This window comes from Nonomuraea sp. NPDC051941 (assembly GCF_044593615.1).
Window position 1 is genome coordinate 507,153 of the sequence record NZ_JBIUCF010000002.1, and the last position, 12,505, is coordinate 519,657.

Here is a 12,505-nt window from a genome sequence, read left to right on the forward strand (position 1 = left end):
CCATGTCGAACATCAAGGTAATGCTCGTCGGCGGACCGAACCACCTCCCGGCCGAGCAGCGGATCGTGACCCTCGCGAAGTTCTGCGAGAAGATCAAACTGCCTTTCGGCAGCGGGTACGAGCACTTTCTCCACAATGGCGAGCGCACGCGCGTGGACGGGCAGGAGGTGCCCGCCTACCACTGGATCATGCGGACGGCCATTGCCGAGTGACGGGTGACCGCCTAAGGGTTCGCTAGGGGTGGGAAAACAGCCGGACCGGCGATTCAATATGAGTAGTCGGGTTTGACGGATGTTTATCCCGCCGGAGAGGTGAGGCATTGAACTAGACGGCACTTCCCCTTTTGCGAAGCCCCCAGCAGAACGAGAGCCACCGCCCTAAATCAAATGGACGGTGGCTCTCGTTCTTGCTTTTCACGAAAAAACGCCGCGACGGCCGCCTTTCGGCGGCCGTCGGCGTGTCCTCCGGCATCAGCTGGCGTTCGCGAGCGTGACCCCCGTCCGGCCGCTCCGCCTGGCGGCCGAGCCGACCGCGGCCAGGGTCGCGTCGACCACGTTGGTGTCCACACCCACGCCCCAGACCGTCGTACCGTCCACCTTGCATTCGGCGTAGACCGTCGTCTTCATGCTCGTGACGCGCTCGGTGCCGTCGGCCCGGTGCACCGCCCGCACGTCGACGCCCCAGGGCGCCATCGTGGCGCCGATGGCCCGCACGGCCTGCTCCTGCTGGCCGTCCATGTGGAGCGTCGCGGTGATCCGGTCGCCCCGCCCCAGGGTGTCGGTCCGGGCCTGGCCGGTGAGGTACTCCTGCTCGAACAGCGCCAAGATCTCGTCGGGCGTCAGTTCGCTGCCCCGTGCCTCCGCCCGGGCCTGGACCAGCCCGGCGAACTCCCGCTGCAGCTCGCGGGGCAGCCGCATCCCGTGCCAGGCGCTCATGACGTACGCGATGCCGCCCTTGCCCGACTGGCTGTTGATCCGCACGATCGCCTCGTACGTGCGCCCGACGTCCTTGGGGTCCACCGGCAGGTACGGCATGCTCCACGGCATCTCGTCGACCTCGACGCCGCTCTCGCCGGCGGCCCGCTCCAGGTCGTCGAAGCCCTTCTTGATCGCGTCCTGGTGCGAACCGGAGAAGGCGGTGTACACGAGCTCGCCGCCGTAAGGGTGCCGGGGGTGCACGGGGATCTCGTTGCAGAGCTCGACGGTGTCGCGGATCCGGTCGATGTCGGAGAAGTCGATCCCCGGGTCCACCCCGTGGGTGAACATGTTCATGCCGAGCGTCACCAGGCAGACGTTGCCCGCCCGCTCGCCGTTGCCGAACAGGCACCCCTCGATGCGCTCGGCCCCGGCCAGCAGCGCCAGCTCGGACGCGGCCACCCCCGTGCCGCGGTCGTTGTGCGGGTGGATGGACAGGCAGACATGCTCCCTGCGGGAGAGGTTGCGGTCCAGCCATTCGATCTGGTCGGCGAACACCGAGGGCAGGGAGCGCTCCACGGTGGTGGGGAAGTTCAGGATGATCGGGCGGCCGGGGCCGGTCTCCCACACGTCCATGACCGCCTCGCAGACCTCGAGGGCGAAGTCCGCCTCGGTCTCGTTGAACAGCTCGGGCGAGTACTGGTAGCGCAGGTCGCAGTCCGCCAGGTCCCGCTCGGCGTACTTCATCATCAGCCGGGTGCCCTGCACGGCCAGGTCCTTGCACTGGGCGCGGTCCATGTTGAACACCACGCGCCGGAACAACGGCGCGGTCGCGTTGTAGAGGTGGAAGGTGGCGCGGGGGGCGCCGGCCAGCGCGGTGACCGAGCGCTCGATCAGCTCGTCCCGCGCCGGTACGAGCACCGAGATCCATACGTCGTCCGGGATTCGGTCCTGCTCGATGAGCATCCGGACGAAGTCGTAGTCGTCCTGGCTGGCCACGGGGAATCCGACTTCGATCTCCTTGTAGCCGAGGTCGACGAGCAGCTCGAACATCCGCAGCTTCCGGGCCGGCGACATCGGGTTGGCCAGCGACTGGTTTCCGTCGCGGAGGTCCGTCGACAGCCAGCGGGGCGCCGCCACGATCCTCTTGTCCGGCCAGGTACGGTCGGGCAGGGCCAGCGGGGTGAAGTTCGAATAGCGCTCGACGGGACGGGTCGGGGCCATCGTGAATCTCCTTCGCAGGTCTCATGGTGTGGCTCTAGGAGATCTCCGCACTCAACGTACAAGCGGCGACGGGCCCGCGAACAGGTCGGGGATCATGAGAGCGCCGGTCCTGACCAAGGGATTCCGCAGGGGTATCGAGAGTGCGCGCCCCCGGTATCTTTCGACGCACCCCCCTTCTCCGGCCCCTGCCGGCCCTGCACACTCCGATCATGGCGACTATCGAACCGGCGATCCGGCGAGGCGGTCTGTGTTTCGCGGAGGCGCGGCCTACAGTGCAGTTCATCTTCCTGCTGCGCTTCCTCACCGGCACGGCGTTGTGCGCCTCGGTCGCCGGCGACGACGGCCACCTGGGCAGAACGGTCTGGGGCGCCGCGGCATGGGTGATGATGATCTTCGCCGTCTACCTCTTCAACGGCGTCATGGACGTACCGGAGGACCGGCTCAACGGCTCACGCAGGCCCATCGTCCGCGGCGACCTGCCGCCGGGCTTCGCCAGCGCGGTCGCGATCGGGGCGGCCCTGCTGTCGCTCGCGGCCGGCTTCGCGCTCGCGCCGCTGATGGGCGGCATGCTCGCCGTCGTACTGACGCTCGGCTACCTCTACTCGGGCCCGCCGTTCCCGCTCAAGCGCAGCTCCGGCGGCACGGTCCTGACCGGAGGCGTGGCCACCCTGCTCACCTACTACGGGGGCGCCTTCTCCTACGCGAGCGAGATCAGGAGCTCGCTGATGCTGGTCGTCTTCGTGCTCGCCGCGTCGCTGTGGACCGCTCTCGTGGGCTCGACGACCAAGGACCTGCCCGACATCGAGGGCGACGCCCGCGCCGGGCGGATGACCTTCGCGGTCATGCACGGCGAGCGCGTCCTGCGGCTGACGATCTGCTGCACGGCGATCGGGCTGGCGCTGGCCTTCACCGCGGCCGTCCTGCTGCTGAAGCTCCCGCTGTGGCCGTCCGCGCTCGCCATGATCGGCGGGGCACTGGTCATCACGGTCCTGTGCTTCAAGGGCCGCCGCCGCGAGCCGTACGGCGCCTTCATGGCCACCCAGTACGCGCTGCACGGCCTGGCGATCCTGCCGCTCCTCCTCATCTGACAGGCGGACCGGCCGATCAGACCGCGCAGTCCGCGCCGGTCGAGCCGGGCGGGAAGGCCTCCTCCACCCGCCGGCACACCGTCTCGGTCAGCAGGAGCCTGACAGAACCCACGTTCATCTCCAGGTGGACCGGGTCGCGCGTGCTGGGCACCGGCACCACGTCCGGCCCCCGCGACAGCAACCAGGCCAGGGCCAGACGGCCCGTGCTGACGTCCATGTTCGCCGCCTCGGCCTGCAGCCGCCGGAGCATCGCGCCGTTGCGCGGGAGGTTGTGCGGCGAGAACCGGGGATCCGCCCGGCGAGGGTCGGCCGGGCCGAGCCGCGAGGGCGACAGGCTGCGCCCGGTCAGGAAGCCGCGGCCCAGCGGCCGTCCGGCCAGCACGCCGATCCCGAGCTCGCGCGCCACCGGCAACTGGTCGAGCTCGACCGTACGGTGCCAAAGGGAGTATTCCATCGCCAGGGCGGCCATCGGATGGACCGCGTGCGCCCGGCGGAGCTCGTCCCCCGTCACCCCCGACAGGCCTACGTGGCGGGCCTTGCCCGCGGTCACCAGGTCCGCCAGCTGGTGGGCGGTCTCCTCGACCGGTACGGACGGCTCCTCGTGGCTCGCGATGTAGAGGTCGACGTAGTCGACGCCCAGGCGCTTCAGCGAGGCGTCGCACGACTGCGCCAGCTCACCGCAACCGGTGCCGCGCCGGACGGTCCGCGTCGCCAGGAGCACGTCCTCGCGCCAGGGCCGGACGGCCTCGCCGACGAGCCGCTCGACCTCCCCGTCGGCCTGGTCGTCGGACATGTCGAGCAGCGTCACGCCCACGTCGAGAACGTAGTGGATCAACGCCAGGGACTCCGAGCGGTCCACGTCGCCGTACACGCCTGAGAGGGCCAGACACCCGAAGCCCAGACACGAGGTGATCAGCCCCGCATCGCCCAGCCTTCTGCTGTCCACGACACTCCCCTCCATTTGGCCGTCACGTTATACATACGATCTGCGGGCCGTGATTGTGCCACAACCCCTATCCCCCCTGCGGGCGGATGAATAAGGGGAGAATCTTTCCCGTTTAAGCCGCCTGACACAGAACGCAACGACCAGTTATACACCCAGTTAATGGAGCTGCCCACCGCGCGGACTCCGCGCGGTGGGCAGGATCTGGGAGGGGTTAGCGGACGGTCGGGCTCAGCTCCAGATCGGTGGGAAGATCCGATCTCTGAGTGATTCCGAGCTTGCGATAGATGCGCGTCAAGTGCTGTTCCACCGTACTCACCGTGATGAACAGCTTGGCCGCGATCTCCCGGTTGGTGTAGCCGACCGAGGCCAGGCCGGCGACCCGGCGCTCGGCGTCGCTGAGGATCGCCACGACCTTGCTGATCTCCGCGTTCTGCCCGTCGCCGGCGGAGGAGCCGTCACCGGCCAGCGCCTGGCTCAGCGGCTGGGCGCCGCACTCCTGCGCGAGGATGCGCGTACGGCTGGCGATGATCCCCGCCCTGCGGAACTCCCCGACGCTGTGGAACGCCTCGGTGAGCTCGAACAGCGACCGGGCCAGCTCGTAGCGGTCGCCGCAGGCCTGCAGGCGGTCCGTGGACTGCCGCAGCAGCATGGGCCGGTGCCGGAGCTCGCTCGTGGCGGCCAGCAGGCGCAGCGCGATCCCTTGCGTACGGGAGGCCATGGGGCCGCAGCGCGACAACTGCTCCTCGACCAGGGAACGGGCCTCGTCGTGCTCGCCCATCCGGATGAGCGCCTCGGCCGCGTCGGCACGCCAGGCGATGAAGCCCGGCGTGTCCATCTCCCACTCGCCCATGAGCTCACCGCAGAAGCGGAAGTCCCGCAGCGCCGCCGCCGGATGGTCCACGGCCAGGTGGTAGCGCCCGCGGGCGTGCAGGTAGTGCAGCCCGAAGCGGGTGCGCAGCATGGCCTCCGGGACCGCGGTGTTGACCTGGGCGAGCGCCTGGTCGTACTGCCCCATGGCCGTGCTGGCCAGCATCAGGTTGGCCAGCGGGGAACCCACGGTCACGCCCCAGCTGGCCGGCGGGATGAGCTCCAGGGCCAGGCGCGCGGACGAGGCCGCGGTCTCCAGATCGCCGCGCCGCATGGCGATCTCGGCGCGGATCGCGGTGAGCCGGGCCCGGCGGGCCGGCGCGCTGCGGGACTGCGCCTCCTCGATGAAGGCGTCGCACCACGGCGCCGCCTTGTCCGGCCAGCCGCCGTAGGTGAGCGCGAGCAGCGAGCTCTCCACCGTGTCCATGGACATCTCGTCCAGCCGGGAGCTGTGCAGGATCCGCTCCACCGTGGACAGGGTGCGCTCGCGGGGACCGCGGGTGAGCACCGAGGTCAGAGCGTTGATCGCCTCCAGCCGCCGGCTCACCCGCACCGGTAGGACGGCCTCCTTGTTCTGCTCGGTGGTCGCCCTGTTGACGTGGGCGAGCAACGGCGGCGCCGAGGCGCGCAGCCACAACCGGGTGCCGACGAGCTCGGCCACGGTCTGCGGCTCGGTGTCGCCGCTCTCCTTCAGGTGTTCGAGCACCTGGCAGGCGTCATCGACCTTGCCGTGCCAGAGCAGTGCCCTGGCCAGCACGACCGCGTCGCTGCCGCGCAGGGTGCCGTTGTGCAGGGCGTCGGTCAGCTCGGCGATGTGCTCGGCCGGGGTGCTGGGGTTGATGCGCCACTCCGCGCGCATCAGGAGCGTGGCGATGGTCGTACGCCGCCGCTCGTCCGTGCAGCAGCGCCAGGCGAGCTTGAGATAGTCGACGGCCTCGTCCACGAACCCGTCGTCCAGCCGGTGCAGCGCCGCGGCCTCCAGCACGGGGACGGCCCACGGCAGGTCGGTGGCGTCGGCGCCGACCAGGTGCTCGGCTATCGCGACGTCGTCGGCCGCCTCCAGGTGCAGCAGCTCGGCGGCCCTGCGGTGCACGCTGCGCCGCGTCTCGTCGCCCAGCTCGGCCAGCACCGTCTCCCTGGCGATCTCGGCCCGGTAGTGGCCCGACTCCAGCAGGCCGGCGGTCTCCAGCCAGCGGGTGGCCTGGGCGACCGTCGTGCCGTCCGCGTCGACCAGGCGCTGCAGGAGCTCAGGGTCGTCCAGCACCGCGAGCCAGCCGGCGACCTGCAGGAGCGCGGGGTCGGCCCGGTGCAGGCAGGACAGCACGGCCTCGCCGTAACGCTCGGCCGGGGCGCCGCCGCTCGTCCCGAAGTCCTCGATCAGGCCTCTGAGCAGGAGCGGGTTGCCGCCGCTCAGCGCGTACCAGTCCGGTGCCACGGCTTCGGCCGCCGCCTCGCCCAGGTGCTCGGACGCCATGCTCACCACCGCGTCGTACGACAGCGGCGCCAGCCTGACGGCCGTGCAGTGCGGCTGGCGCAGCATCTCGGTGGCGAAGAAGCCGTGGGTGTGCGGCCGGTAGTCGGTCTGGCCGAACACCGCCATGAGCGGGGAGTATCTGGCCCTGCGGACGAGGTAGGACAGGCAGAGCAGCGAGGCCCTGTCGGCGAGGTGGACGTCGTCGACGACGATCACCAGCGGGTGGCGCTCGGCGAGCGAGAGCAGCACCGCGGACAACGAGTGGACGATCTGGGCGTCCACCTGTTCAAAGCTCTCCCCCTTCGCGGGGGAGGCCATCTGCGCGCCCTCTCGCAGCAGGTCAGCCGCGAGCGCGCGTACGTCTTCCTGTAGCGGCGCGTTCTGGAAGAGCTGGCCGAGCACGCCCAGCGGCAGGTCGCTCTCCGCCCGGGTGGCGGAGGCCACCAGCGGCAGCGCGCCGTGCTCCAGAGCCTGCTCGGCGAAGGCGTGCAGGAGCTCGCTCTTGCCCGTCGCAACGACTCCCGTCACCATTGCGACCCGGCCCTTGCCGCCCACGGCCTCGGCGAGGAGACCTTGCATGGAGGCCATGGCGGTGTCTCTTTCGTACAGCCCCATGTTGGACACCCCTTTTAGAAAGGCAATTTCCGGCCGGAAGGGGTTCTGAGGTCCAAGGAGCCATTCAGCTCTTTTTTCGGCTTCGAATTCACGATCCGTCGGACTTGCCGCATGACCCTCAACCTCTTCCGTATCCGGTTATGGGTTGACGGTCATCACGTTAGGTGTCAGTTCGGGGTGCCCACAATATGGCTTATCCTTAATAACGTCCGCCGCTCCACACGGACCAGTCCGTCTCCAACTTTCGGACCAACGGGTGGTCCGAGTCGATCGGCCGGGCGGTCGGCTCGGTGCGGCGCCTCGGTGCGGCACCAGGCCCTGGGCCACCGTCCGCGGCCCTGGCCCAGGGGTGGGCCGGGGCCCGGCCGTCCCGGCGAAGCGCTTGAATCATTTATTACCCACGCGTCAACATTGGCCGAGCAGCGCCAATGCGAGCCGTGCTCATGTCGATCTGGGCCTTACCGACCGCGGGAGCTTCACATCTCACAAACGCCCCCTATTGGACGGTGAGCACAGGATCGACCCCGCCTCCCGGCCCCGGAGGCCCCCGCCGAGCCGCCATGAGATAGGGCACCCTAAGTCACGAAATATTGACATTTCCTACGTCGCAGGCGTTCCCACTGGTCACAGGGCTCGCGGGCCCGGAGCGCAGCCCCGCGGCGCATCGGGGCCTATGTTCATACAGTTGCCTACTCATCAGTGTTGACCCAAGATGTAAGCATTCGTGCATTTCCAAGGGGACATGGTGGGAGAAATTGCGCAAAGGGGCGAGCATGATGCCACGGGGACGGCGAATCTTATCGAGGAGTGTCGAGCCGACATACTGAGCAAGTACGAGCAGGGACTGGCCTCGATCGGCAGCGTTCTGATCAGGGATCAGCACACGAAAGCCCAGGTCATGGCTAACGCGGGCGAGATCCTGACGGAGATGGCCGGCACGCTGCGAGCAGGTCGCTTGCTCGACGACGAGACGTCCCGTTTCCTGTCCTGGGACATCGGCGTGTCCAGAGCGTCCGCCCGTATCCACCCGAGAGAGTCCCTCCTGGCCGCGTCGGTCTTCTTCCGCGCCGCATTCACTACTCTTAGTCACCGACTTCAGGACGACACCCAGGCCGCCAGGCTGCTCAGGCTTGTGGTGACGGCTCTGGAACAGAGCATCTCCCTGCGGATCAGAGAGGCCTCAAGCAGCTACACCGGGTTCTTGCTGAACCAGGTGACCGAGGCGCAGATGGCCGAGCGCCGCCGGATCGCCAGGGAGTTACACGACCGCATCGGCCACAGCCTCAGCGTCGCCCAGCGCCAGCTGGAGCTGTCGAACCTCTACCGGCCGTCCGAGCCGGCCAAGGCGCTGGCCAAGCTGGAAATGGCGCAGCAGGCCATCCAGGAGACGATGTGCAGCCTGCGCCAGGTGACCTCCGACCTCCACCCTCCCGACGGGAGGACCCTGGAGAAGGGACTGCTCGGCTACCTGGACGTGATCGGGACCGACGACGTACAGGTCGAGCTCGTCGTCAACGGCGACCAGAGCTGGGCGCCCCCGATCGTCAGCGAGGAGTGCCTGCTCATCCTGCGCGAAGCGGCCCGCAACGCGCTCACCCACGGAGACCCTTCGACCATCTTCATCAGGATCGACGTCGCGCCGCACGAGCTGATCGCCTCCGTGATCGACGACGGTTGCGGCTTCGACCCGAGCCAGCAGGCGCCCAAGGGCAGCCTGGGCCTGTCCTCCATCCGGGAACGCACCCAGCTGCTCGGCGGCACGGTCAACATCGTGAGCGAACCCGGCAAGGGGGCAAGGGTCGACCTCGCGGTGCCCATCCAGAGGCGACCCGATGATCAGGAGTGAACAACCGACCACAGTGGCCATCGTGGACGACCACGCGCTCTTCCGCGAGGGCCTCAGGGAGATCCTGGAGTCTCAGGAGGGGCTGGTCGTGGTGGGCGAGGCCGGCACCTCCAGCGGCGCGCTCAAGATGGTGGCCGACAAGAAGCCGGACATTCTCCTGCTCGACGTGGAGATCCCCGGCGACTCCGCCACCGACACCGTGACCCGCCTGCGCATCCAGTCACCGAACACGCAGATCATCATCCTGAGCATGTACGACGGACCGCAGCTGCTGCACCGGCTCCTGGCCGCCGGCATCCGCGGATACCTACTGAAGAGCGTCCACTGGCACGAGCTGGTGTCGGCCATCCGCAGCGTGCACGACGAGCCGGAACGGGTCGTGCTCGCCGTCTCCCGCGAGAGCCTCGCCCAGATGGAGAGCACACCGTCCGAGGTGCTGACGAGCAAGGAGCGGGAGGTCCTCGAGCTGGCCGCGCAGGCGCTCAGCAACCGGCAGATCGCCGCCCGCATCAACACCACGGAAGCCACGGTGAAGCGCCACCTGCGCAACATCTTCGTCAAGCTCGGGGCCGCCTCGCGCATCGACGCCGTCAACCGGGCGATCGACGCCTCACTGATCACACCATCACGGACACGATCCGACAATTAACCCTAAATCGCCATATATCTGTATAAATCAGACCCCCTTCCCGGGGAAGGTTCACCCCGCAACCGTCTCCGGAGAGCCCGAGAAGAAGCGCCCGAACATTTTCTTCCGCGAAGGCCCTGCCTAGCGTGGAATTGTGAACACCAATGCATTCATCGGGAGCATCCTCCCGCCGTGGGTGGTGGCGGTCGACACGTTCGACGACCACGACGCGGTGCTCTTCCCTGCGGAAGAAGAGGTGATCAGCCGATCGGTGGAGAGCCGGCGCAAGGAGTTCGCCACGGCACGCATGTGCGCCAGGACCGCAATGGGGCTGCTCGGCCTGCCCGAGCAGCCCATCCTGCCGGGCGTGCGCGGCGAACCTCAGTGGCCGACGGGCTTCGTGGGCAGCATCACCCACTGCGCCGGTTACCGCGGCGCCGTCCTCAGCCCCGGCACCGACACCATCACGATCGGCATCGACGCCGAGCCCAACCAGCCGCTGTCCTACGGCGTCCTGGAAGCGGTCTCCCTGGCTGAGGAGCGCAAGTCGCTGAGCGCGCTCGCCGCCGACTACCCGGACGTCGCCTGGGACCGCCTGCTGTTCTCGGCGAAGGAGTCGGTCTACAAGGCCTGGTTCCCGCTGGCGAAGCGGTGGCTCGACTTCGAGGACGCGATCCTCACCTTCAACCCGGTGCAGGGCACGTTCTCCGCCCGGCTCCTGGTGACCGGGCCGCACGTGGAGGGCCGGCAGCTGATGGGCTTCTCCGGCACGTGGAAGGCCCAGGACGGCCTCATCGTCACCGCCATCGTCAAGGCCTCCGGCCCCGCCACCCGCCGCCACCGCGCGGCGCACAGGCGCCCCGCCGCCCAGCCCGTCAAGGCCTGACCCGGCCGGACGGCGCGGCCCACTCCTGCCGCGCCCGATTCCGTACCTCCGGCCGGGTACCGGGCGTGTCGCGCGCCCTCCTCTCCCCGCGACCACTAGGCGCATGAACGGCTCCGGCGGCGGCACGTGAGGACCCACCGACGCGAAAGCCCGGCACAGAGGCCGGGCATGCGATTGACGGTGGCGTTCAGGCGACCCGCCACCGTCACGAGGATTCGAGGTCAGCTGTCCTTGGCCGTCCAGCGGAACGTCTTCAGGCACAGCAGCAGCGCGCCGACGCACCAGGCGCCGAGCACGAGGGCGGTCATCGGGAGTTGCCACGAGCCGGAGGGCTCCAGCGCCGCCGCGTGTTCCGGCAGGAACACCGAGCGCATGCCCTGGGTGATCCACTTGAGTGGGAACAGCGACGCGAAGAACTGGAGAATGCCCGGCACGTCGGAGAAGGGCATGAAGACGCCGGAACAGAACTGCACGATGAGGAAGGGCAGCGTGATCACCGCGTTGGCCCCGCGCGTCGACTTCGGCAGGCTGCCGGCCGCGATGCCCAGCAGCGCGCAGGCCGTACCACCCAACAGCAGGACCCAGGTGAACGTCAGCCACCGGTCGAAAGAGGTGGGCACCTGGATGCCGAACAGCAGCGCTCCCACCATGACCAAGATGGCCACCTCGGCGACCATGCACACCAGGACCTGGATGACCTTCCCGCCGAAATACGCCATCCGTGGCAGCGGCATGCCGTAGAGCCTCTTCAAGGTCCCGTCATGGCGTTCCAGGGCGATGTTGATGCCCAGGTTCTGGAAGGACGTGCCCATCACGCCGGCGCCGATCATGCCTGCCGTGAGGATCTGGGCGCCCGTGATCCCGGCGATGGCCGGCTTGTTGATCTGCATCGCGCCGAGCAACATCAGCATGATCGCCGGAAGCGAGAAGATGACGATGAACTGGCTCTTGGTGCGGAAGAAGCTTCTGAGCTCCAGCCCGCCGCGCTTGAACGCCAGGCCCCAGGCACCGGGCAGGCTCACCGAGTTCGCGGCGGGGATGCGAGTCGTCGGTCTCGACATCGTGGTTGTCACGGCTGGTCTCCGATCAGGCCGAGGTAGATGTCTTCGAGGGTCGGCCGGGTCACGGCCAGCTCCGGGATCTCCCCCTCGAACTGGCGGCCCAGCTCGGCGACGACCTGCGTGGGCGTCGCCGTCTTCACGCTGCGCTCCCCGTCCGGGCCGGCCCAGCTGACGGTGGCCATCGCCTGCGCGCGGCCGGCCAGCGTGGCCGGCTCCCCCAGCGCGACGACCTTGCCCCCCACGATCACACCCACCCGGTCGGCCAGCGCCTCGGCCTCGTCCAGGTAGTGCGTGGTCAGCAGGATGGTGGTGCCCTCGTCGGACAGCTGCGAGATCAGGTCCCAGAACTGGCGGCGCGCCACGGGGTCGAACCCCGTGGTGGGCTCGTCCAGGAAGACCAGCTCGGGATTGCCCACGACGCCGAGCGCCACGTCCACCCTGCGCCGCTGGCCGCCGGAGAGGTGGCGGGTGCGGACGTCGGCCTTGCCGGTGAGCCCGACGAGCTCGATCACGTGGTCGGGGTCGCGCGGGCTCGGGTAGTAGGTGGCGTAGTGGTGCACCATCTCCCGGACGGTCATCTCCGCGGCGTCGGTGGCCGACTGCAGCACGATGCCGAGTCTGGCGCGCCAGGCCCTGCCGGCCTGGCCGGGGTCCTCGCCGAGCACGCTGATGTCGCCGGCGTCGCGGCGGCGGTGCCCTTCGAGGATCTCAACAGTGGTCGTCTTGCCTGCGCCGTTGGGGCCGAGGAGCGCGAACACCTCACCCCTGGCGATGTCCAGGTCGACGCCGTCAATGGCGACCACATCGCCATATCGCTTGCGCAGCTCACGTACCCGCACCGCTGTATCGCTCATACCCATCAGGGTTGGGGATCGGCTCCGCCACCGACACCCCTATTTAGGGTTTCACCTGGTCAAACGTCTAAGCCGCAGGTCGGACCCCAAATCAAGGAGCTG

The 12,505-nt window shown here is 68.8% G+C and carries 10 protein-coding genes; 5 read left to right on the forward strand and 5 right to left on the reverse strand.

Annotated features, from left to right (window positions below; all coding sequences use genetic code 11):
* Window positions 1-2: 2 nt before the first annotated feature.
* Window positions 3-212, forward strand: coding sequence for a DUF5988 family protein (locus ACIHFD_RS06145; RefSeq protein WP_350728269.1), 210 nt, complete (start codon window positions 3-5; stop codon window positions 210-212).
* A gap of 258 nt (window positions 213-470) precedes the next feature.
* Here the strand turns inward: ACIHFD_RS06145 and ACIHFD_RS06150 are convergent, their stop codons facing one another.
* Window positions 471-2,138: a 2-isopropylmalate synthase gene (locus ACIHFD_RS06150; RefSeq protein WP_397365832.1), complete on the reverse strand. Its 1,668-nt coding sequence runs from the start codon at window positions 2,136-2,138 to the stop codon at window positions 471-473.
* Window positions 2,139-2,347: 209 nt separating this feature from the next.
* Between ACIHFD_RS06150 and ACIHFD_RS06155 the strand changes: the two genes are divergently transcribed.
* Window positions 2,348-3,226, forward strand: a complete 879-nt coding sequence (locus ACIHFD_RS06155; protein WP_397365833.1) for a UbiA family prenyltransferase — start codon at window positions 2,348-2,350, stop codon at window positions 3,224-3,226.
* A gap of 16 nt (window positions 3,227-3,242) precedes the next feature.
* Here the strand turns inward: ACIHFD_RS06155 and ACIHFD_RS06160 are convergent, their stop codons facing one another.
* On the reverse strand, window positions 3,243-4,172 hold the full coding sequence (locus tag ACIHFD_RS06160) for an aldo/keto reductase (RefSeq protein WP_397365834.1): 930 nt from the start codon (window positions 4,170-4,172) through the stop codon (window positions 3,243-3,245).
* Between the two features lie 211 nt (window positions 4,173-4,383).
* Window positions 4,384-7,128, reverse strand: a complete 2,745-nt coding sequence (locus ACIHFD_RS06165) for an AAA family ATPase (protein WP_397365835.1) — start codon at window positions 7,126-7,128, stop codon at window positions 4,384-4,386.
* Window positions 7,129-8,026: 898 nt separating this feature from the next.
* On the opposite strand from ACIHFD_RS06165, the gene ACIHFD_RS06170 reads away from it, so the two are divergent.
* The 3 genes from ACIHFD_RS06170 to ACIHFD_RS06180 all read left to right on the forward strand — a co-directional run bounded on the left by ACIHFD_RS06170 (window position 8,027) and on the right by ACIHFD_RS06180 (window position 10,488).
* The gene (locus tag ACIHFD_RS06170) at window positions 8,027-8,974 is read left to right on the forward strand and encodes a sensor histidine kinase (RefSeq protein WP_397365836.1); all 948 of its coding nucleotides are present in this window, start codon (window positions 8,027-8,029) and stop codon (window positions 8,972-8,974) included.
* On the forward strand, window positions 8,961-9,623 hold the full coding sequence (locus ACIHFD_RS06175) for a response regulator transcription factor (RefSeq protein ID WP_355199581.1): 663 nt from the start codon (window positions 8,961-8,963) through the stop codon (window positions 9,621-9,623). Before ACIHFD_RS06170 ends, ACIHFD_RS06175 begins: the two co-directional genes overlap by 14 nt.
* A 133-nt stretch (window positions 9,624-9,756) precedes the next feature.
* Entirely contained in the window at window positions 9,757-10,488 is a 732-nt protein-coding gene (locus tag ACIHFD_RS06180; RefSeq protein ID WP_350728276.1) for a 4'-phosphopantetheinyl transferase superfamily protein, read from the forward strand.
* Between the two features lie 221 nt (window positions 10,489-10,709).
* Here the strand turns inward: ACIHFD_RS06180 and ACIHFD_RS06185 are convergent, their stop codons facing one another.
* Together ACIHFD_RS06185 and ACIHFD_RS06190 are read right to left on the reverse strand one after the other, a co-directional pair.
* Window positions 10,710-11,561: an ABC transporter permease gene (locus ACIHFD_RS06185; RefSeq protein ID WP_397365837.1), complete on the reverse strand. Its 852-nt coding sequence runs from the start codon at window positions 11,559-11,561 to the stop codon at window positions 10,710-10,712.
* Window positions 11,558-12,403: an ABC transporter ATP-binding protein gene (locus ACIHFD_RS06190; protein WP_397365838.1), complete on the reverse strand. Its 846-nt coding sequence runs from the start codon at window positions 12,401-12,403 to the stop codon at window positions 11,558-11,560. The genes ACIHFD_RS06185 and ACIHFD_RS06190 overlap by 4 nt, the downstream gene beginning before the upstream one ends.
* Window positions 12,404-12,505: the final 102 nt, after the last annotated feature.